The sequence below is a fragment of the Clostridia bacterium genome (genome assembly GCA_026414765.1).
Taxonomy (GTDB): domain Bacteria; phylum Bacillota; class Clostridia; order Acetivibrionales; family DSM-27016; genus SKW86.
The window spans coordinates 145,868-167,200 of sequence record JAOAIJ010000019.1; the positions used below are offsets into that span (position 1 = coordinate 145,868).

At 39.1% G+C, this 21,333-nt stretch carries 22 protein-coding genes and 1 riboswitch; of the genes, 19 read left to right on the plus strand and 3 right to left on the minus strand.

All coding sequences use genetic code 11. From position 1 onward, the window contains the following. The first annotated feature begins 262 nt into the window (after window positions 1–262). From ftsH to metK, 3 genes are all read left to right on the plus strand, one after another. The gene (ftsH, locus tag N3I35_07320) at window positions 263–2,080 is read left to right on the plus strand and encodes an ATP-dependent zinc metalloprotease FtsH (GenBank protein ID MCX8129890.1); all 1,818 of its coding nucleotides are present in this window, start codon (window positions 263–265) and stop codon (window positions 2,078–2,080) included. A gap of 63 nt (window positions 2,081–2,143) precedes the next feature. Next, a complete protein-coding gene (locus N3I35_07325; GenBank protein MCX8129891.1) occupies window positions 2,144–2,542 on the plus strand; it encodes a thioesterase family protein in 399 nt (132 codons plus the stop codon). Window positions 2,543–2,701: 159 nt separating this feature from the next. Then, window positions 2,702–2,807, plus strand: a riboswitch (SAM riboswitch). A 76-nt stretch (window positions 2,808–2,883) separates the two neighbouring features. Next, window positions 2,884–4,077: a methionine adenosyltransferase gene (gene metK, locus N3I35_07330; protein MCX8129892.1), complete on the plus strand. Its 1,194-nt coding sequence runs from the start codon at window positions 2,884–2,886 to the stop codon at window positions 4,075–4,077. A 103-nt stretch (window positions 4,078–4,180) separates the two neighbouring features. Here the strand turns inward: metK and N3I35_07335 are convergent, their stop codons facing one another. Continuing rightward, on the minus strand, window positions 4,181–5,236 hold the full coding sequence (locus N3I35_07335; protein MCX8129893.1) for an HD-GYP domain-containing protein: 1,056 nt from the start codon (window positions 5,234–5,236) through the stop codon (window positions 4,181–4,183). A gap of 226 nt (window positions 5,237–5,462) precedes the next feature. On the opposite strand from N3I35_07335, the gene N3I35_07340 reads away from it, so the two are divergent. Both N3I35_07340 and N3I35_07345 read left to right on the plus strand, forming a co-directional pair. Further along, window positions 5,463–5,846: a hypothetical protein gene (locus N3I35_07340; GenBank protein ID MCX8129894.1), complete on the plus strand. Its 384-nt coding sequence runs from the start codon at window positions 5,463–5,465 to the stop codon at window positions 5,844–5,846. Window positions 5,847–5,975: 129 nt separating this feature from the next. Then, entirely contained in the window at window positions 5,976–8,243 is a 2,268-nt protein-coding gene (locus tag N3I35_07345) for an ATP-dependent RecD-like DNA helicase (protein MCX8129895.1), read from the plus strand. On the opposite strand, the gene N3I35_07350 is transcribed toward N3I35_07345, so the two are convergent. Together N3I35_07350 and N3I35_07355 are read right to left on the minus strand one after the other, a co-directional pair. Next, window positions 8,244–8,519, minus strand: a complete 276-nt coding sequence (locus N3I35_07350) for a hypothetical protein (GenBank protein ID MCX8129896.1) — start codon at window positions 8,517–8,519, stop codon at window positions 8,244–8,246. Window positions 8,520–8,569: 50 nt separating this feature from the next. Further along, window positions 8,570–8,941 carry a hypothetical protein gene (locus N3I35_07355; GenBank protein MCX8129897.1) on the minus strand — a complete coding sequence of 124 codons (372 nt, stop codon included), beginning with the start codon at window positions 8,939–8,941 and terminating at the stop codon, window positions 8,570–8,572. Between the two features lie 178 nt (window positions 8,942–9,119). Between N3I35_07355 and N3I35_07360 the strand changes: the two genes are divergently transcribed. The 14 genes from N3I35_07360 to N3I35_07425 all read left to right on the plus strand — a co-directional run bounded on the left by N3I35_07360 (window position 9,120) and on the right by N3I35_07425 (window position 21,330). Beyond that, on the plus strand, window positions 9,120–9,791 hold the full coding sequence (locus N3I35_07360; GenBank protein MCX8129898.1) for a ComF family protein: 672 nt from the start codon (window positions 9,120–9,122) through the stop codon (window positions 9,789–9,791). 45 nt (window positions 9,792–9,836) lie between these two features. Then, a complete protein-coding gene (locus tag N3I35_07365) occupies window positions 9,837–10,262 on the plus strand; it encodes a MerR family transcriptional regulator (GenBank protein MCX8129899.1) in 426 nt (141 codons plus the stop codon). 243 nt (window positions 10,263–10,505) lie between these two features. Further along, entirely contained in the window at window positions 10,506–10,793 is a 288-nt protein-coding gene (locus N3I35_07370) for a flagellar biosynthesis anti-sigma factor FlgM (GenBank protein MCX8129900.1), read from the plus strand. A 123-nt stretch (window positions 10,794–10,916) separates the two neighbouring features. Next, window positions 10,917–11,429, plus strand: a complete 513-nt coding sequence (locus N3I35_07375; protein MCX8129901.1) for a flagellar protein FlgN — start codon at window positions 10,917–10,919, stop codon at window positions 11,427–11,429. A gap of 72 nt (window positions 11,430–11,501) precedes the next feature. After that, window positions 11,502–13,511 carry a flagellar hook-associated protein FlgK gene (gene flgK, locus N3I35_07380; GenBank protein MCX8129902.1) on the plus strand — a complete coding sequence of 670 codons (2,010 nt, stop codon included), beginning with the start codon at window positions 11,502–11,504 and terminating at the stop codon, window positions 13,509–13,511. An 11-nt stretch (window positions 13,512–13,522) separates the two neighbouring features. Next, window positions 13,523–15,181 (plus strand): flagellar hook-associated protein FlgK, encoded by a 1,659-nt coding sequence (gene flgK / locus N3I35_07385; protein ID MCX8129903.1) that lies wholly within the window; start codon window positions 13,523–13,525, stop codon window positions 15,179–15,181. Window positions 15,182–15,227: 46 nt separating this feature from the next. Next, complete coding sequence (flgL, locus tag N3I35_07390; GenBank protein ID MCX8129904.1) at window positions 15,228–16,157, plus strand: flagellar hook-associated protein FlgL; 930 nt, start codon at window positions 15,228–15,230, stop codon at window positions 16,155–16,157. 33 nt (window positions 16,158–16,190) lie between these two features. Continuing rightward, window positions 16,191–16,766 carry a DUF6470 family protein gene (locus tag N3I35_07395; protein ID MCX8129905.1) on the plus strand — a complete coding sequence of 192 codons (576 nt, stop codon included), beginning with the start codon at window positions 16,191–16,193 and terminating at the stop codon, window positions 16,764–16,766. Between the two features lie 17 nt (window positions 16,767–16,783). Further along, complete coding sequence (gene fliW, locus N3I35_07400; protein ID MCX8129906.1) at window positions 16,784–17,281, plus strand: flagellar assembly protein FliW; 498 nt, start codon at window positions 16,784–16,786, stop codon at window positions 17,279–17,281. Then, window positions 17,235–17,465, plus strand: coding sequence for a carbon storage regulator CsrA (csrA, locus tag N3I35_07405; protein MCX8129907.1), 231 nt, complete (start codon window positions 17,235–17,237; stop codon window positions 17,463–17,465). Before fliW ends, csrA begins: the two co-directional genes overlap by 47 nt. 268 nt (window positions 17,466–17,733) lie before the next feature. Beyond that, window positions 17,734–17,991: a hypothetical protein gene (locus N3I35_07410; GenBank protein MCX8129908.1), complete on the plus strand. Its 258-nt coding sequence runs from the start codon at window positions 17,734–17,736 to the stop codon at window positions 17,989–17,991. A 10-nt stretch (window positions 17,992–18,001) separates the two neighbouring features. Further along, on the plus strand, window positions 18,002–18,550 hold the full coding sequence (locus N3I35_07415) for an HAD family hydrolase (GenBank protein MCX8129909.1): 549 nt from the start codon (window positions 18,002–18,004) through the stop codon (window positions 18,548–18,550). A 140-nt stretch (window positions 18,551–18,690) separates the two neighbouring features. Further along, the gene (locus N3I35_07420; protein ID MCX8129910.1) at window positions 18,691–20,250 is read left to right on the plus strand and encodes a PfkB family carbohydrate kinase; all 1,560 of its coding nucleotides are present in this window, start codon (window positions 18,691–18,693) and stop codon (window positions 20,248–20,250) included. Window positions 20,251–20,265: 15 nt separating this feature from the next. Beyond that, window positions 20,266–21,330: a radical SAM protein gene (locus N3I35_07425; GenBank protein ID MCX8129911.1), complete on the plus strand. Its 1,065-nt coding sequence runs from the start codon at window positions 20,266–20,268 to the stop codon at window positions 21,328–21,330. The last annotated feature ends 3 nt before the right edge of the window (window positions 21,331–21,333 follow it).

The window sequence follows — 21,333 nt, forward strand, 5'->3', positions numbered from 1 at the left end:
TGTGTTTTAATTACGTTTATGTTAATATTATATAAATAAATTACGGGTTGGGAATATATAATTTAATATGAAAGCCTTGGTAAATTGTTTCAGACTTTTTGATGAACCGGGCCAAATGAGTTCATATACCGCTTTGGCAGAATCTTAGTATAAATGAACTTCTATACCGGTTTATTACTATGATAATACTAAAAAATAAAATACCACGGATTTCTGTATGAGCCATACTATAGTAATAACTTCTAAATGAGGAGGGAGCTATTTGAAATATTTCAAGGGATTAAGCTTTTATATAGTACTTTTCGTAATCATAATCTTTATTCTAATGGTGCTTCAAGGCGGCGGCGGTCCTACTGTTATGAAGTATTCCGAGCTGCTGAACGAGATTCAGAGCGGTAATGTAAATAGTATAGAATTACAGGGCGATAAAGCCACGGTTACACTTAATAAGCCACCTGCAGGCAATGCCGGAAACAAATTTACAGTTTATGTTTCTTCGGTCGATAGATTTACGGATCTTGTTACAAATTCTATTACTGCGGGTAAAGTTAAGAGCTTCCAGTTTCAGCCTCCACCATCACCACCTTGGTGGGTAGCGATACTTCCTACCATAGGATTAATAGTGATATTTGTACTGTTCTGGGTGTTTTTCCTACAGCAGTCCCAGGGCGGTGGCGGAAACAGGGTAATGTCATTCGGGAAAAGCAGAGCTAAAATGAGTACCGATGACAAGAAGAAAGTGACATTTGAAGATGTAGCCGGTGCTGATGAGGAAAAGGAAGAGCTGAAGGAAATAGTAGAATTTTTGAAACAACCTAAGAAATTTGTTGAATTAGGGGCGAGAATACCAAAGGGTGTACTCCTGGTGGGACCTCCGGGTACCGGTAAAACACTGCTTGCAAAGGCTGTTTCAGGAGAAGCTGGAGTGCCGTTTTTCAGTATAAGCGGATCTGATTTTGTGGAAATGTTTGTTGGTGTCGGTGCATCCCGTGTAAGAGACTTGTTTGATCAGGCAAAGAAGAATTCACCGTGTATAATTTTTATCGACGAAATCGACGCTGTCGGCAGACATAGGGGCGCAGGTCTGGGAGGCGGACATGACGAGCGTGAACAGACTCTAAACCAGCTGCTTGTTGAAATGGATGGTTTTGGCGTTAATGAGGGAGTTATAATACTGGCTGCTACAAACAGGCCTGATATACTTGATCCTGCACTTTTGAGACCCGGAAGATTCGACAGACGGGTTGTAGTAGGATTACCAGATATAAAGGGAAGAGAACATATACTAAAGGTGCATGCAAGAGGTAAGCCTTTAGGATCCGATGTACGACTTGATGATCTGGCAAAAACTACCCCGGGCTTTACCGGTGCTGACCTGGAAAACCTTTTGAATGAAGCCGCCCTACTGGCTGCAAGGAATAATAAGAAGCAGATAGGTATGGAAGAGATAAAAGAAGCATCTTTTAAAGTTGTTATGGGACCTGAAAAGAAGAGCAGGGTAATGAGTGAAAAAGAAAAGAAACTTACAGCTTATCATGAAGCAGGTCATGCACTGGCTGTAAAGATTATTTCCACGACTGACAAGGTAGACAGGATTTCGATTATCCCTGCAGGAATGGCAGGCGGATATACTGCCTATAAACCTGAGGAGGATAAGAGCTATCATACAAAATCTCAACTTCTTGAGCGTATAATAGTGGCACTTGGGGGAAGAGCTGCAGAACAGATAGTTCTTGGAGAAATAAGTACAGGTGCGGGCAGTGACTTGAAGACTGCTAATGGTGTTGCGAGAAGCATGATAACCAAATATGGTATGAGTGATAAGCTTGGAAATCTCATATTCGGTAATGAAAATGATGAAGTCTTTATCGGCCGTGACCTGGCACAGGCCAGAAATTACAGTGAGGAAGTAGCAGCAACTATAGACAGGGAAGTGAAGAGCATTATAGATGAATGCTACGATAAGACCATCAAAATGCTTCAGGATAACATCAATAAGCTTCATAAAGTGGCAGAAGCGCTCCTTGAGAAAGAGAAACTTGAGGGAGCCGAATTTGAAGAAATCATTGCAAGTGCATAAGTAATTACTTTTAGGAGAGGGAATAAAAACCTTCTCCTATTATATTTGTTGTAGGAGGTTATTATGGACAAATTTGGCTTGGATATAGGCTTGAAAGCTTCTATAGATATGAAGGTATCCGGAAAAGATACGGCACAAGCGGTAGGAAGCGGTGGTATAGACGTGTTTTCAACCCCGACTATGATAGCATTGATGGAAAAAGCGGCTCTTTCGGCAGTAGAACCGCACTTGCCTGCAGGCTATGCAACAGTCGGTACAATGGTAAATATAAAGCATATAGCAGCGACTCCTGTAGAAATGGAAGTAAATGCAGTCGCTGAACTTATTGCTGTGGATGACAAGAAGTTGACTTTCAAAATAGAAGCTTATGATAGTATGGAAAAAATAGGTGAAGGTTTGCATGAAAGGTATATAGTAAATACTGAAAAATTCAGGGATAAGGTATATAGCAAAGGTAAGTAAGTAGCGGAAATGGCCGAATGGGAAATTATGACGGATCACTGCCTATTTTGCGAGATTTTAGAGTGATTAATTTGTAATAAAGTGGGAAATTATTCTATATATTCTTGACGGATATATGTATATATGTTAAAGTGTGTATAATAAATGAATATGTTGTTGACCTTATCAAGAGAGGTGGAGGGACTGAGCCCTATGAAACCCGGCAACCGGCTTAAATGCAGCGGTGCCAATTCCTGCAAGGTGTAATTGCCTTGATAGATGAGGAGAAGGATTAGCCCTCTTCCTCAGGAAGAGGTTTTTTATTGTCCAGAAAAGTATTATTTGATAGGAGGAAATTAATTATGCCAAGAAGACTATTTACTTCAGAATCAGTTACGGAGGGGCATCCGGATAAAATCTGCGACCAGATCTCTGATGCAGTTTTAGATGCTATCTTTGCACAAGACCCCATGGCAAGGGTTGCTTGTGAAACTTCAGTGACAACAGGTATGGTGCTTGTAATGGGTGAAATTACTACCAACTGTTATGTCGACATCCCAGGTGTAGTAAGAAAAACTATAAAGGAAATTGGCTATGATAGAGCTAAGTATGGCTTTGACGGAGAAACTTGTGCAGTTTTAACATCTATTGATGGTCAATCCCCTGATATTGCCATGGGTGTGGATAAGGCTCTTGAAGCAAAAACCGGTGAAATGACTGATGCACAAATTGATGCAATAGGAGCAGGCGATCAGGGTATGATGTTTGGTTTTGCTTGTGACGAAACTCCAGAGTTGATGCCCATGCCTATAGCATTGGCACACAAGCTTGCTAAGAGACTTACAGACATCAGAAAAAACGGTACACTGAATTATCTCAGACCTGACGGTAAGTCACAGGTTACTGTAGAGTATGACGGGGACAAGCCTGTCAGAATCGATACAGTTGTAATTTCAACTCAGCACAGTCCTGACGTTGACCATGATACAATAGAAAAAGATATACTTGAATATGTTATAAAGCCAACAATACCTGCAAATCTTTTGGATAGTAATACAAAATACTTTATAAACCCTACAGGCAGATTTGTTGTGGGGGGACCGCAGGGTGACTCGGGACTTACGGGCAGAAAGATAATCGTTGACACTTATGGCGGATATGCAAGGCATGGCGGCGGTGCTTTTTCCGGAAAAGATCCCACTAAGGTTGACCGTTCGGCTGCATATGCTGCGCGTTATGTAGCGAAAAATATTGTAGCTGCGGGATTGGCAAGAAAATGCGAAGTACAGCTTGCTTACGCTATCGGTGTTGCAAGGCCTGTATCGATCCTGATTGATACTTACGGCACAGGCACACTTCCTGAAGAAAAGCTTGTTCAGCTGGTACAAAAGCATTTTGACTTAAGACCGGCGGGAATAATAAAATCTCTTGATCTAAGAAGGCCGATTTACAAGCAGACAGCAGCTTATGGGCATATGGGAAGAACTGATATAGACTTATCGTGGGAAAGAACAGATAAAGCAGATACACTCAGAAAAGAAGCAGCAGAGATGTAATGCGAAATATTATTTATTAACAGCCAAAGGCCGGGATTCCCGGCCTTTGAAATTGCTTCCGTACGGAATAACGAATTATGCTTGATAAATTTTATTCCTGGAACTAGCTCAAAATATCAATTATAAATATGTCCAGATTTTTCATCAGATCTATTATGTAAGGCTCCAGTACGGGAGGACCTTCTTTTCGTGCTATAACCATTACTTTAGGACGGATGGACATATTTTTGTTTGCCTCAATCACACTGCCTATTTCACCACTGTTTAGTATTACTATGGATCCTTCAGGGTATATGGCTATATTCTTAATAAAAACCGATGCCACATCAGGGTCTATCAATGTTGAAGAGTTGCCGAGAATATATTCAGCAGCCTCATGAGGCAAATCTCTTTTTCTGTACACCCTGTCAGCTGTAAGTGCATCATATATATCAGAAGCAGTAACAATTCTTGAAAATTTATCTATTTGGAAATTGGCCAAGCCTATTGGATATCCTGTCCCATCCCATTTTTCATGGTGCTGGCATGCGATGTTCGCTATACGTTTGCCCAGACCCGGGGTATTATTGATTATTTCGTGACCGTAGACAGTATGAAGTTTTATTATATGGAACTCATCATCTGTAAGTTTTCCCGGTTTCATCAATATTTCCAAAGGAACCTTACACTTTCCTATATCATGCAGAACAGCACCAATACCTAACTCTGTAAGGTCATCCTGCGAGAGACCCAGGTTTTTCCCGGTTATCAAGGAGTAAATGCAGACATCGACGCTGTGCAAAAATGTATAGTTGTCAATATCTCGTATACCGGTCAGCTGCATAAAAACTGATTCATTATTTATTACTTTGTGAACTATTTCAGTAACGGTGTTTTTCACTGCCGGGACATCTATATCTTTTCCGTCACGGACTGAGGTAAGTACGGATTTGATGGTACCAAAAGCTTCAGAGTAAACCTTTTCTTCGCTGATTTCTGATAAGGGAACTTCTTCACCTTCTACAACATACACACATGGAATATTAAACAACTCCAGCTTCCTGATATATCTCGGCTTTATTACAAAACCTGATAATAGGAGGAGTTTTCCATCATTTAAGTAGACGTCCTTTGCCAGTTTCATGCCAGGTTTCAAATCAGCTACCGAAATCTTTTTCACTATTGTTCACCCCATAGTTATATATTCTATCTTTATCTACAAAATCCTGCATAAATATGGCAAATAATGATATTATTTTGTATAATTTTGTATTATTTTTATATGGATTGATATAAACCGATACTGTAACAGATAATACCCTTGATTCATAGGATGTTTATACAGCAATAAAAATGGAGGATGGTGCGGCAACTATAAATATATGATCTAGGGAGTGATACCCATTATGTCCAAAATATTGTTCGATATTTTTACATATCTCTTGGCGGCGTACGGTTTGATATATCTGACTATCAGTGTAATAAATTCCATACGTCAAAGGCTAGGCAGTGAGAGTACCAGAGTGAAGATGGTTTTACTAATTAAAAATCAGGAAAGAACTATTGAGGGTATTATAAGAAACATTTTTACAGGCGATGTACTAAGGAAAGTAATGTCAAACGAAAAGCTTATTGTACTTGATATGGGATCAAGCGACAGTACTGTGGATATTTTAAGGAAGCTTAAGGATGATTATGGTTTTTTTGATATTATAGGAGAAAATGAAAAATTCATGTTGTTTTCTAAATTCAATAGTGACGAAGCAGGGGTGAAAAGCAAAGTTAATTAGTATATTGGGCACAGCTAAAATATGTTAGAGTTAGAATCCGCAAACACCTCCTATGTTAGCCTTTTACTAGCCGTTAAAATTAGTATATAATAAATATAGTGCGCACTATGTACATCATGGAGGGTATGTGTGGATACTTATGTTACACTGGAAGGTACAGTAGAAGATATAATTTTTGCCAATGAGGCAAATGGATATACAGTATGTGAATTGAAACATGAAAAGGATATTGTTACTGCTGTAGGGTTTATGCCTTTTATTAATATGGGAGAGACTCTGAAGATTACCGGTAAATGGGTTACCCATCCTGATTATGGAGAACAGTTAAAGGTAGAATTATATGAAAAGATTCTTCCAAAGACCACGGATGCTATTGAGAAATATCTGGCATCCGGTATTATAAAGGGTGTAGGGCCTGCAACGGCAAAAAAAATAGTCGGCAAATTCGGTGAGGATACACTGAACGTGATACAGTTTCAGCCTGAGAAACTGACTGAAATTAAAGGCATAAATATGGATAAGGCTGTTAATATCGGACAAGTCTTTGCCGAACAAAGGGGCTTAAGAACTGTTGTAATGTTTTTTCAGGAATATGGGATCAGTCCTACATATTCTGCCAAGATATACAAAGTATTCGGTGAGAATACCATAGATACGATAAAAGCGAATCCGTACAAGCTTGCGGATGAAATTTTCGGGATAGGTTTTAAAAACTCGGATAAGATTGCACAAAGCCTTGGAATAGATCCTGCTTCAAAATACAGGATATGCAGCGGTATTAAGTATATACTGTCTCAGGCTGCATCAAATGGTCATACCTTCATGCCGTCAGAAAAACTCAAAGAATATACTTCCCAGCTCCTGGAGGTAGAAATCCAAAGTATAGAGGATGCTTTGATTTCATTAATGCTTGATAAAGCAGTATATGTCGAGAGATCGCCGGAGTTTTGTGAGGAATACAGCAAAGTCTACCTAAGCTCCTTTTATTATGCTGAACTTGGTGTCTGCAAAAGGATCATTGAGTTGTCTGAAACCAGTTATAAGGAAGAAGGGGATGATTTTGACAAGAAAATAGAGGAGATACAGCTTGAAGAGGGTATATGGCTGGCTGATAGCCAGAAGGAAGCTGTAAAGGAAGCTTTAAGCAGTGGTGTCATGGTAATAACCGGGGGACCTGGAACTGGAAAGACAACGATTATAAAAAGTATAATCAGACTTCTAAATAAGGAAGGTTATGAAGTAGCACTGGCTGCACCCACTGGGAGGGCAGCTAAAAGAATGACTGACGCTACGGGCTTTGAAGCAAAAACCATTCATAGACTCTTGGAAATCGGATATACCGGAGAAGAAACAGAACCTGTTTTTCTTAAATCCGAATCAAATCCTATAGAGGCTGATGTGGTTATAATAGACGAGATGTCCATGGTCGATATTCTTATTATGAACCATTTGTTAAAGGCTGTTGCTCATGGAACCAGGCTTATCCTTGTTGGAGATGTAAACCAGCTTCCGTCGGTAGGTGCAGGGAATGTCCTTAAAGACATAATTGACAGCGGACTTGTGAAAACTGTTAAGCTTACGGATATATTCAGACAAGCCGAGGAGAGTATGATTATTGTCAATGCTCACAGGATTAATAAAGGAAAGTATCCGTATCTGAATCTCAAGAATAAGGATTTTTTCTTTATGCAGAGAATCGTAGGCAGCGAAGTTGTCAGAACGATTGTAGAGCTCTGCAAGAAGAGACTTCCTGATTCTTACGGATATGATCCTATGCGTCATATACAGGTTCTTACCCCTACCCGTAAGGGTGTCATCGGTGTTTCAAATCTTAATATTGAGCTCCAGAAGGTACTGAATCCCAGTGATAGGCATAAAAGCGAGAAAGTATTCAGGGATTTTATCTTTCGTGAAGGCGACCGTGTAATGCAGGTTAAGAACAACTATAATCTGCAATGGCAGAGGGAAGGGAGTACGGTTGTTGAGGGTGTGGGTGTATTTAACGGTGACACAGGAATAATCCAGAAAATCGATAACGAAGAACAAAAGGTAATTGTGTTGTTTGAGGATGATAAATGTGTAACTTATGACTTTGGTATACTGGATGAATTAGAACCTGCTTTTGCAGTAACTGTTCACAAGAGCCAGGGATCGGAATTTCCTGTAGTAATAATACCGGTTTTTCCGGGCCCCAAAATGCTGATGACCCGCAATCTGCTTTATACTGCCATAACAAGAGCCAGAAATTTAGTTATTCTTGTAGGGGTGGAGAGCATATTAAGCGAAATGATAAATAACGAAAGAGAAGCTCTGCGGTATTCAGGCCTTTCGGAAAAATTGAAAAATTGTTATGCTAAGCCATTTTTTCCGGATGCTTATCCTGAGACAATAAATTAACTAAATCCTTTTTGTATCCAAGGTGCTAAAGATATAGTCAAATACGGTTTTGCCAATTTCAAGCTTTATGTTCTTTATTGTTTCTTCATCCACATCATTCTTTTCCATAAGATAATCAGTATAGTCATCAAAGCAAACTTTAGGAAAAGGGGACATGCGAGTAAACAATGCTACTGCTTCAGTAACCTCGTAATTTTCACTGCAGAATGAAAATTCCACTTTGTAATTTGGATCAAGTGAATCGCTTCTTATTACTTTTCCTCTGTACTTAAACAATCCGAATCCCACCTGTATTAATTGATTAGGAGGTATATCCCTTAATGCGGCTACTTTCTTGAACGGTTAGAGTTGTTCAAGAAAGTCTTCCTCTGAGGCTCCAGAGGGCCCAAGGGTCCATTGTTTTTGCTTAAGAACTGGTCGGATACCCATAAACTGCTTAAATCGTGGGTGTTGTTTATTATGTGCTCCAGTACGGTTTTTCCCAGTTCCAGCTCTATCTTTTTTATAATATCCTGATAAGATGAGGATTTTTTTATTAGATGATCTGTACGGCTGTCGAACACTATTTTGGGGAGTGGGGATTTACGCGTGAAAACCGCTTCACCATCATATATCTCAAATTCATCGCCTTTGTAAGAAAACTTTATTTTGTAATTCGGGTCGACGGACTCGGTTTTTACTACTTTTCCACTGAACAAAAGCGTTACCCCCATTAATACGTATTGATACTATAATATATTTCAATTTTAACAAAAAAAAGCAAAGTCATCAATATGTTGCTCATCTGGCGAAAATGAATTTTCAGTATTACATATACATGATAATGCCGATAAAAGGAGTATATGACATGATATGTAAACAAAAGGATGAATAAATATGCTTGATGCCATACTGAAAATTATTTTCCCTCCCAGGTGTGCTTTCTGCAATAGTATTTTAAGTACTGAGCCTATTGAGGGAATATGTGAAGGATGCTATAAACGAATACCTTTTTTTGTGTGCGACAGCTTGTATATAAACACACCGGGTCAAAGCATATATTATGACAGGGTAATATGCGCATGTGAGTATTCAGGGATAATAAAGCAGACACTGATGAAATATAAGTATTTTAATAAACCGTCTTATTATAGGGCTTTTGCAGCAATGTTAAGCAATAGACTAAAAAATGTGACAAATTGTCGAAATTTTGATATAATTATTGGTGTACCGCTCTATAAAGGCAGGGAAAAAGACAGGGGATACAATCAGGCACGATTGATTTCAAAAGCATTAAGTAAAAAAATGCTTATTCCCGACAAGTCCTGGCTTTTATCCAGGGTTAGGGATACGGGCAACCAAAGCTTATTGACAAAGAAACAGCGCAGTATAAATATAAGAGATGCATTTAAGGTAAATGACGCAAGTAGGGTTAAGGGCAGGTCAATAATTCTTATCGATGATATATTCACAACCGGAAATACTGTAAATGAATGCAGCAGGGTACTTAAAGAAGCGGGGGCTCTCAGTGTAGTGGTTTGTGTGATTGCATCGGGAAGGAAATATTAGTGCCGGTAATTATTAATTCATAATTAACATTTTGGGGGTATGCTTATGCCTGATGTAAGAAATTGTAGAAGGTGCGGGAAAATTTATAATTATATTGGAGGCGCTCCTATCTGTCCTGTTTGCAGGGAAATGGATGAAGAGGATTTTAAAAAGGTTAAGGAATATCTGTATAAAAACCCTGGGGCTACTTTATCGGAGGTATCGACAGTACTTGAAATCAGCGTAGAAAAAATTAAAGGTTATTTAAAAGAGGGAAGGCTGGAAATAATCAATAATGAAGGAAATCTTGTACTGGAATGTGAAAGTTGTGGCAAAGCTATAAAGACAGGAAGATTCTGCGATGAATGTTCAAAGGGGTTGGCAAAAGATTTTCAGTCTACAGCGAGCCAAATGAGTTCAAGTGCTTCACAGGCAGAAGCAGCAAAAAAGTCTATTGGTATGAGATATTTAAATAAAGATATAAAAAAATAAACTATTAATAAATTTAGGCTGTCTTCCGAAATAATGGAGGGCAGCTTTTTAGTTTATAGCTCTATAATTATTTTTTACTTTAAAAACATGTTAATTTATTTTGTAAAAAACCGATATTTATAGTGAGAGATAAATTACACAAGATAAAATGCAAGAATTTAAAATAGATAGTAAACAAATGTAATCCAGATACAGAAAAATGGAATCAATAATTAAGTTATTAAATGAGGGTGAGTGGTAATTATGAAAATCTGGGGAGAAATTCCTAAAGTACTTGGAATTTACGATAAGCAGAAAAGTGTAAAAAAAGTTGACTCTGCAGCTGGAGTTGCAGCTAAAAAGGATGTAGTTTCCATATCCAGCAGTGCGAAAGACTTCCAGACTGTGATGAAAGCTATCAAAGAAACACCTGATGTCAGGCAGGAAAAGGTTTACGAACTTAGTGAAAAGTACGAAGCGGGCAATTATAACATAAGCGGTAAGGACACTGTTGACAAGATAGTAAAATCCATTTTGGACAAACGGATATAGCATACCTTGAGCAAAAGGCTGCAGACAGTAGAGAATTGCATATGAACAGCAGGATGGAAATATGTTTTGCGGGATGATTATATCCCGCAATAAGTTTATTAAAGGGTAAATGGATTATTAAGGGTGGTGTGGGTTCTGGATACAAAATTACTTGGTGAATTAATTAATGTGCTCGAACAGGAAAACAGAGTGTATGACAGCATACTAAAGATATCGCAAAGCAAAACCAATATTATCGTTGAAGGTAAGGTAAGTGAACTTGAGAATATTGTTAAGCTTGAACAGTCACTTGTGCTTCAAATGGGAAGGCTTGAAGATATGAGGGAAAAGCTGGTAGAGAAACTGTCCGTACTCTTGAACCTCAAGCCCTCCGAAATAACGGTATCTGAATTGATGAAGCATATTAAGAGTGATGAGGCACAGAGGCTCAAGGCTTGTCAGGATACCCTTGCAGGGACCGTAAAAGAGCTTAAAAATACAAATGAGCTTAATTCAAAGCTGATAAAAAACTCTCTGGATTTTATAAACTTTTCAATAAACCTTATTTCGACTACTGATGCAGGGAGTAACAACTATGGAAACACCGGACAGGTTAATGACGGGAAAAGGAAGAATTTTTTTGATATGAAACTTTGAGGACAAGACAATATGTAATAGGAAAAAACCTTTAATTTAGCTATACTTTCCGTTTTTGTGAGGTGAGAAGTCATGGCAGTAAGCTTTGCCAGTTATGAAATACCCAAATCCGGTTTATTTGTCAATGAACGTGGGTTATATGTAACCGGACACAATATATCGAATGTAAACACTCCGGGATATGTAAGGCAGCAGGCCATGATTACTACAGGGCCTTATCAGAATGAGGTGAATAAATATGGCTCCTTCCAATTGGGTCTTGGTGCGGATATACAACAAATACGCCAGATTAGGCATGCCTTTTTAGATAATATGTACAGGCAGGAGAATACTACATTAGGATACTGGGAGTCTCGTAATAAAGCATTACAGGATGTGCAGTCAATTCTTGGAGAGCCAATGGGTGCAGGTATGCAGAATGTTATGAACCAGTTTTGGGATTCTTGGCAGGAATTGTCCAAATCGCCCGACAGCCTTACAGTGAGAGCGCTGGTCAGACAAAGAGGAGAAGCTCTTGCCTATCACATCAATCATGTAGGCTCACAACTAAATAAATTACAGAATGATATAAATAAAGAAATAGGTGTACGTATAGATGAAATCAATCAGATTACAGGACAGATTTCAAATCTCAATATAGAGATAATGAAGGTGGAAGTGTCCAAAGATACCGCAAATGACCTTCGTGACCAGAGAAATACACTCGTGGACAGGTTATCCAAGCTGGTAAATGCCGAGGTTTATGAGATGCAGGATGGGCAGTTGGATGTTACTCTTGGAGGATACTTCCTTGTAAGCAAAGGTATACAAACCAGACTTTATGCCGGTGAGAGCAAAGCAGGAGGGCTTTTCTATGTGCCTAAGATTCAGGGAACCGATACGGAAGTACCCTTAAGAAACGGTTCTCTTAAGGGCTTGATGGAAGCTAGAGGCGAAGTATTCGGGGCAACCGGAAGCGTAGAGAATGGAAGCCCTTATGACAAAATTGATCTGGTCTTTGCAGTAAATAGAGATACGACAGCTGCACAAAAAGCAGATATCATTGCTAATGCAACAGCTCTTGTTAATGATTACAGAGCAAAAGGAATAGATGTAAAATTGGGGCTGGTGGATTTTGATTCATCAGGTTACAGTACGCCGGCCTTTTCCTCTGATCTGGCGGATTTCACCGGCAGAGTGAATGCAATTACATATAATGCTACCGCAAATGGGCAGGGGCTTGAAGCCTTAAAAGCAGCAGAGAATCTGCAATTTAGGGGCAATGCATTCAAACAGTTTGTGTTGGTTACTAACTCCCAGCTGGGCACAGGCACGCTTGATGTGGCAACAATGGCAAAAGAACTTAATAATTTAGGGATAAATACTTCCATAATAGGCGCTACAGGTGCGGTACAGGCCCAGTTGTCCCCCATAGCAGCAGAGTCAGGTAATAATTATTATGATATAGGTAATATTTCAGCGTTGTCCGGCAATATGTACAACGAAATAAGGGATGGTATTTACAATAATATCTATAATACACAGAATGTTATTTCTGATTTGAAAAATAAGCTAAATCTCCTGGTAAATGTAATGGCAAGAGAGGTAAACAGCTTGCATAGAAGCGGAAAGACTCTCAGTGGCAACAACGGAGGAAACTTCTTTACAGTCATAGACAGTTCGTTGCCTATGGAGATGGGGAATATTAAGCTCAGTGATGATTTGATAAATCTGAATAATATTGTTGCATCCAACAGTACAGCAAACGGTGATAATACAATAGCACTCAGGATAGCAAACATGAGGCATGACCCTTTGATAGGAAAATCCAGTGAAGCTGTGAGTTTGGATGACTTCTACAGATCGATAATACTAAGCGTAGGGAACAATGGAAACGATGCAGACAGGATTTCTGACAACCAGAGGAAACTGGTAAGCTCTGCAGATGCTCACAGGCAATCCATAGCCGGGGTATCAATGGATGAAGAAATGACAAATATGATGAAGTACAAATTTGCCTATGATGCATCTTCGAGGGCATTAAATGTGATAGACGAAATGATCCAAACCGTTATAGAGAGAATGGGAACGGTAGGAAGGTAAGGTGCTAGGGTATGAGGGAAGGGTTTTTTGGTTTAAATATTGCTACCAGAGGGTTGTATACAGCCCAGAGAGGCTTGGATATTGTAAATCATAATCTAAACAATGTAAATACACCTGGATATTCAAGACAGCAGGCAGTACAGGCAGCTGCAAAGCCCATGCCCATATATGATGGTACCGGAATGCTTGGAACAGGGTCTGATGTAACAGCCATAAATAGGGTAAGGGATGAATATCTGGATTTTAAATACTGGAGTGAAAATGTATCTTTTGGTGAATGGTCAATGAAGAGCACACTGCTGGAAGATATAGAAACAACTTTTAACGAGCCTTCAAACAGTGGTTTTACAAAAATACTTGATGAATTTTTTTCTTCTCTGCAAGAACTTGGGAAAGATCCAAGCAGTTCAGCGGTAAGAGCGCTTGTAAGGGAGAGGGGAGTAACTGTTGCAAAATACTTTAACAGTGTTGCTACTCACTTCGAAAAATTGCAGGCTGACATTAATGATATGATTAAAACCAAGGTTGGTGAAGTAAACTCTATAGCTACCCAGATTCAGCAGCTGAACAGGCAGATCTATAGTGGAGAACTGGACGGAAACACAGCTAATGATTTACGGGATCAAAGAGGGGTTCTTGTAGATAAATTATCCAAAATAATAAACATAGAAGCCAATGAGGTAGTGGCCGGTAAACTGCCAAGCGGCAAGGATGACAAGCATTTCGTTGTAACCATAAGCGGTAAAGCCCTTATTGACCATTTCCATATGAGCAAGCTGAGTGTAACAGCAAGAAAAGAAAAGCTTAATGAGGAAGAAGATGTACAGAACCTTTATGAAATAGGCTGGGAAGATGGAAATACTTTAGAGGTTAAAGGTGGTGAGTTGAAGGGCTGCCTGGACGTAAGAGATGGAAATGAAGGGGAGCCTGTAAGTCCTGATTATGAAGGGTCTATGAGCAAAACCCCAATATATAAGGGAATCCCCTTTTATGTCAAAAAAATGAACCAGTTCGTCAGAACTTTTGCCATGGCTATTAATGAGGGTTATATAGACAGAAATAACAGCGGTGCGATAGAAATGGTTGAAGACGGAAAAGGGCATGCCGACGGTTATGGTGTAGATCCTGACGGGGCAGGACCTAAAACCGCTGTCACCGGGATAAGGTTTTTTACCAGGACAGGAAGTAATGGAAAGCCGGAGGATACTGCTGCATTCCTGAATGGTGCAGGCACAATAGCAGATATTTCTGCAAGGTATAAAAACGTAACGGCAAAGAATTTTTCTGTGGGAGCGGATATTATTAACGATTATAGCAACATTGCAGCATCGGATAACCCCTCTCAGGTAGGAAATATAGTTAACCTAAACAGCTTGCTGAAAATGAGGCATGACTCACAGATGTTTACAGAGGGTGCTCCGGAGGATTTTATGAAATCAATGATAGCTACATTAGGTATTGACTCCCAGCAGGCTGTAAGAATTTCGGCAAATCAGCAGGTGATTGTAAAGCAGGTGGAAAATAGAAGGCTTTCCGACTCAGGTGTATCCATTGATGAAGAAATGACAAACCTGGTTAAGTTCCAGCATGCTTACAATGCGTCGGCAAAAATGATAACCACAATGTCTGAGGTTTATGATACTTTGATTAATAAGCTGGGTGTAGGTTAGGAAAAGTTCAGCCCTCCATGAGGGAGGGGTAGAGGTGGTGTAGATTATGAGAATCACAAATACAATGCTGTCAAATAATATGATGAATTATATCAGCAATAATCTGAATAGGATGGATAAGCTCCAAAGCCAGTTGGCTACGGGGAAGAAGATTCAGATTCCATCTGATGACCCTGTTGTGGCGGCTCGTGCTTTAAAGCTAAGGACTGACGTTTCCGAGGTGGAGCAGTATAAAAGGAATGTACAGGATGCACAGTCCTGGCTGGACATAACAGATGCCACGCTGGAAAAAATAAATGCAGTTTTCCAGAGGGGAAGAGAACTTGCTGTACAAGCGGCAAATGGGACTAATACTCCTGATGATACAAGAAAGATTGAGGAAGAGGTCAAACAGCTAAAAAGTCAGATCGTGCACTTGGGAAATACAACATATGCAGGAAGGTACATATTCTCGGGATTCAGGACAGATCAGAGGTTGATGGAAGAGGATGGGACATTTGCCATAACCAGTAATAATAATGAGAAGATAAAGTTTGAAATAGGTATTGGTGATGATATAGATATAAACATTGCGGGGGGAGATTTGTTTAACAATCCTAAGCTTGTTCCCGCAGATCCTGACGATACTACCAGTGGAAGTGTTGGAACTATGATAAACGATATTAATAATTTTATTACTGCCTTAGATACCGGAAACCAGACTGATATCGGAAATTCTATAACAAGAATGGATGAAAACATAAAGAATTTATTAAGGATAAGGGCAGACGTGGGCGCCAGACAAAACCGCCTGGAGCTTACTGCCAACAGGCTTGACAGCGACTACATCAACTTTACTAAGTTAATGAGTGAGAATGAAGATGTAGATGAAGCTGAAACAATTATGAACCTTAAAAACGAAGAAAACGTGTATAGGGCATCTTTGGCGGGAGGGGCCAGAATAATCCAGCCTTCTCTGGTTGACTTTTTAAGGTAGGAAATAATTTAGTTTACCATGGATGGTGATATTATGGGATTGGTAATAAGCCAAACCTATGCAAAAATAGGAGTAAACAGAACCCCTGAAAGTTTGGAAATCCATTCACAGAATGCGAGGCTGCAGATCCATCAGAAACATGCAAAAGTGAACCTTCATACTGAGCATCCGAGAGTGGAAATAGATTCCTATGAAGCCAGGGCCAGTGCAGGGTTAAAGAATGATATTGATCTGATGAGGGAAGCAGCCCAAATGGGTTATCAGCAGGTTATGGAGTATATAGGCAAAGTTGCTGCTGATGGTGATACCCTGGCTGCAGTCGAACGCGGTGGAGAACCGATTGCCGACATAGCCGAGAGAGATGCATATCCTACCCATGAATTCAATATTGACTTTATCCCTAAGACGGGGCCTAATATAACGGTAAAAGGCGGAGTAAATATCGATCCTGAAAGAAATTCCGAGGGAATAAATAATGGTGTGGAGGGAAGTTTTGTTCCTGCAAGTATGGAATTGAAATTTACTCCTTCAAAGGTCACAATATTTTTACAGCAGTATGCTTCAGTAAATATATCTTACCAGGGTACTAATGTAGACTCTTATATATAATAAACGGAGGATGGGACATGCTTTTAAAAACAAAACATTTTGGAGAAATAGAGATTGAAGAGGGCCGTATTTTAAAGTTTGAAGAGGGTGTGCCGGGTTTTGAGCAAGTCAAGAAATATGTCATTGTTCAGCCACCGGATCAGAATGCATTGTTCAAATGGCTTCAAGGTGTTGATAAAACGGATATAGCTTTTGTTATAGTTAATCCGTTTTCTATAGTTAAGAACTATGACATAGAAATTAAAAATGATGTAATACAGCTTCTGGAGATAGAAAAAGAAGAGGATGTAGAAATATATAGTATAGTAGTTGTTCCTGAAGATGTATCCAGAATGTCCATGAATCTTAAAGCACCGATAGTAATAAATATAAAAAACAACAGGGGTGTACAGGTTGTCCTTGACACGGATAAGTATGGTGTGAGACACTATATACTAGAAGAACTCCGCAGACAGGAGGGTGCAGACAATGTTGGTTCTGACAAGGAAGAAAAACCAGTCGATAATGCTAAATGATGATATTGAAATAACTATTATAGATGTTCAGGGGGATCAAGTCCGTATAGGGATTAATGCTCCCAAAAATGTGTCTGTCTACAGAAAAGAAATATATATGGAAATTAAGGATGAAAATAAAAGGGCTGCAGATATAAAAACTATATCCATACCTGATTTATTAAAAGGAACAGAAAAAAAATAATTATTGTAAACCACCGGGGATTCAATCCAGGTGGTTTTATATTATTTCAGCTATTCATTTCCATGTCTGTTATTGTAGAGAAATGTTGATTTATAGCAGGGGTTATGATAACATGTGTTATTATAAATACCCGTTTCTTAGGTAATTTGCTTGAAAGAATATTATTGCTTTTCCAGAGAATACATTGTTTATCTATTTTTTCTGAATCTTCACTTTTAATAAGATACTATTTTTAGTAAACTTCCTTATTCTGAAAGGGGTCAATCATATGAATGCTGATAGCTACTTAAGGAGTTTGATCGATATTGTCGGCAAGACTGAAATAACAGATAAAGAAGGAAAGCTAATTGAATTCAATGATGGAATAAATAAAATCATCCACCTGGTTCTTTCACAGAATAAAGGCGGGAAAAAGATAATTTTTATAGGCAATGGCGGGAGTGCCGCTATCGCGAGCCATGAGACAATAGACTTCTGGAAAAATGGTGGAATGCGTGCCATATGTTTTATGGAAAGCAAAAAGTAGGGGGATATAATTGGCTGATAATAAGAAAGCGGTGTTTTTGGATAGGGATGGAGTTATTTGCAAGGAAAAAAGCTATATAACCTCGGTTAACCAGCTGGAGATATTTCAATTTGCTATAGATGCTGTAAAAATGCTTAAAGACTCAGGCTGGCTATGTATAGTTATAACAAATCAGTCTGCAGTGGCACGCGGCATGATGACGGAGGATGAGCTTGAGCGCATACATGAAGTGATATATAATACTCTTCCTGTAGATAGAATCTATTACTGTCCTCACCATCCGGAGAAGGCAGCATATGACTCACCTTACAGAGTTAAATGTGACTGCAGAAAACCTGGAACGGGAATGATTCTGAGTGCAGCTAGAGATTTCAACATTGACCTAAATCAATCCTTCTTTGTCGGAGACAGAAGCTCAGATATTATGGCAGGAAAAAAGGCCGGCTTAAAAACAGTACTGGTTAAAACAGGTTATGACATATCCGGTATTGAAGTTGAGCCTGATTTCGTGTTTGACAATATTATGCAAACGGTACATTTCATTACGGGGAAACAATGATTTCTGCACAAACTTACCTATAGAAAAAGAAAAAATATACATGTATACTAATTAACTAGATGAAAAATGTCGATATTTATATTGAATTTGTCATATTTACAAAACTTTACAGAACCTATTCAACTAATGAGGTGATATGCTTGTCTTATACGCAGGGGGCAAAAAACAGCAAGGTTGTAAGTTGTGCTGAATTTAAAGCAATCAGGGAAAAGTACAGGAAGGATGGGAAGAAAGTAATGCACTGTCACGGTGCTTTTGATCTGCTGCATCCCGGTCATATCGCCCATCTTGAGGAAGCTAAAAGCGTAGGTGATGTACTTGTGGTTTCTGTCACATCAGCTCCATATATTAATAAAGGTCCTGGAAGACCATATTTTTCTGACGAGTTGAGGATGAAATCCCTGGCCGCTCTGGAATGTGTCGACCATGTACTTCTGGCGGAGGAACCGGCTGCTTTTGGAATACTGGCTGTAGTTCAGCCTGATTTTTATGTAAAGGGTGCAGAATATGCAAAATCAGAAGATGATGTTACACAAAATATAGATAAGGAAGTAGAGAGAGTAAGGTCTTTCGGAGGAGATATATATTTTACAGGCGGCGAGATATTCAGTTCTACCAGGCTTATTAATAATGCCTTTTCAGTAATGCCTCCCAAAGCTGCGGAATACGCAAAAAGTTTTTCTGAAAAATTTAGTTTCAATAGTATAAGAGAAATTGTGGAATCAATGAAATCCCTGAAAATTCTTGTAGTGGGGGATATCATAATAGATGAGTATATTTTCTGCAGTGTGCAGGGAATTATGTCAAAGGATATGGGATACTCTGTCAGGTATCAGGGTGAAGAAAGATATCTTGGAGGCTCTCTGGCCATTGCAAGGCACCTGTCCGGATTTTCCGACAATGTCACAGTGTGTGGAGTAGTTGGAGAGGAGCCCCATATACACAGTCAGATTCTTAACGACCTGAGCAGGGATATGCACCTTGACCTCCAGTTTGACCCAGGCTTTAAAACTGTTGTAAAACGTAGGTTTGTCAGGCGGCACGGTATAAGAAATGAGTATGATAAAGTTTTTTCTATTAATTACCTGAATGAGGAAGATGAAAAGGGATTGATTGATAAATCTGCTTTTTATAAAAGGCTGGAAAGCAGCATATCTGACTTTGATATGGTTTTAGTTGCAGATTTTGGGCACGGACTGATTGATAGAACTGTTATGGATATAGTCCAGGAAAAGTCCAGGTTTGTAGCCTTAAACTGCCAGACAAATTCTTCAAACTACGGAATGAATCTTATAACCAAGTATAAAAGAGCTGATACTTTTACCCTTGATGAGCGGGAGCTCAGGCTTGCTACGGGTAATCGCACAGAGGATGTTGCGTGTTTGATCAAAAGGTTGATGAATCACTTCAAGGGGAAGGCCGGGTGGGTTACCCTCGGTTCCTTTGGAGCTATGGGGATAGACAATGATTTCAAGACTAGCTCCATTCCTGCATTAACGCTTACTGTACAGGATACTGTGGGGGCAGGAGATGCATTTTTTGCGATCTCCAGTATGTGTGCAGCGGTCAATGCACCTATGGAGGTAGGGACCTTTTTAGGAAGTATAGCCGGAGCGATAGCTGCAAATATTATGGGTAACTCAAAAGCAGTTACCAAAGTTGATGTGCTGAAGTTTGCATCTACAATGTTGAAGTTTTAGGAAAGAAGGGTGCTAGTGAAAGATAATATTAGAATGGATTCACACAAATTGATTTATCATCCTCAAAGAGTGGCGGATTGGTTGGAAGGTAAGGATATATATCCGTTAAGTACTGAGATCGCTCTGTCTGGAACTTGTAACCACAGGTGTACTTTCTGTGCCCTTGATTATATGGAGTATAAGCCTATTTTAATAGATAAAAACTTGATACTTGACAATCTTCGTGAGATGGCTACTAGAGGATTGAAAAGCGTTATATTTGCTGGTGAGGGAGAGCCTCTTACAAATAAGCATGCACCCTATATTATTAATAACACAAAGAGCTTGGGACTTGACGCTGCTATGTCTACAAACGGGGTTTTACTGCATAGGGAGGTTTCAGAGGAATGCTTGAGATCTCTTACATGGATCAGATTCAGTGTAAGTGCCGGTACAAGTGGTACGTATAATAAAATACACCGTGGAAGAATAAATGATTTTGAGACTGCGGTTAGCAATATTGCATATGCTGTTGAAGTAAAGAAGAAGCAAAGCTTATGCACTACGGTAGGAGTTCAATTATTGATGATTCCTGAAAACATCCAGGAAGTGGTATTATTAGCTAAAGTGCTTAAAGAAATAGGTGTTGACTATTATACTGTAAAACCATTTTCTCAGCATCCGAAGAGCTTATGCTCTATAGAACCGTCTTTTGATTATAGAGAGTATCTTGATATGGAAAGACAGTTAAGCGAACTTTCTACGGAAAATTTCAGGATATTTTTCAGAGCAAACTCCATGATGAAGAAGCAGCAGAGTAAGTGTTATGACAAGTGCTTAGGACTGCCTTTCTTTACTTATATAGATGCACAAGCAAATGTATGGCCGTGCATAGCTTTTCTCGGAGAGAAAGAATTGTGTTATGGATGCTTAAAAGAAAAGAATTTTGTTGAAATATGGGAGAGTGAACAACGTGCTAAAGTATCTTCAACATTTGCAAATATGGATATAGCCAGGTGCAGAGAGTTATGCAGGCTGGATGAGATAAATAAATACCTGTACGAGTTGAAACATCCTGGTGAACATATAAATTTTATATAAATA

Coding starts and splice junctions, on each gene's coding strand:
- N3I35_07325 (MCX8129891.1), top strand. CDS start 2,144: ATGGACAAATTTGGCTTGGATATAGGCTTGAAAGCTTCTATAGATATG.
- metK (MCX8129892.1), top strand. CDS start 2,884: ATGCCAAGAAGACTATTTACTTCAGAATCAGTTACGGAGGGGCATCCG.
- N3I35_07340 (MCX8129894.1), top strand. CDS start 5,463: ATGTCCAAAATATTGTTCGATATTTTTACATATCTCTTGGCGGCGTAC.
- N3I35_07360 (MCX8129898.1), top strand. CDS start 9,120: ATGCTTGATGCCATACTGAAAATTATTTTCCCTCCCAGGTGTGCTTTC.
- N3I35_07365 (MCX8129899.1), top strand. CDS start 9,837: ATGCCTGATGTAAGAAATTGTAGAAGGTGCGGGAAAATTTATAATTAT.
- N3I35_07370 (MCX8129900.1), top strand. CDS start 10,506: ATGAAAATCTGGGGAGAAATTCCTAAAGTACTTGGAATTTACGATAAG.
- flgK (MCX8129902.1), top strand. CDS start 11,502: ATGGCAGTAAGCTTTGCCAGTTATGAAATACCCAAATCCGGTTTATTT.
- flgK (MCX8129903.1), top strand. CDS start 13,523: ATGAGGGAAGGGTTTTTTGGTTTAAATATTGCTACCAGAGGGTTGTAT.
- flgL (MCX8129904.1), top strand. CDS start 15,228: ATGAGAATCACAAATACAATGCTGTCAAATAATATGATGAATTATATC.
- N3I35_07395 (MCX8129905.1), top strand. CDS start 16,191: ATGGGATTGGTAATAAGCCAAACCTATGCAAAAATAGGAGTAAACAGA.
- fliW (MCX8129906.1), top strand. CDS start 16,784: ATGCTTTTAAAAACAAAACATTTTGGAGAAATAGAGATTGAAGAGGGC.
- csrA (MCX8129907.1), top strand. CDS start 17,235: ATGTTGGTTCTGACAAGGAAGAAAAACCAGTCGATAATGCTAAATGAT.
- N3I35_07410 (MCX8129908.1), top strand. CDS start 17,734: ATGAATGCTGATAGCTACTTAAGGAGTTTGATCGATATTGTCGGCAAG.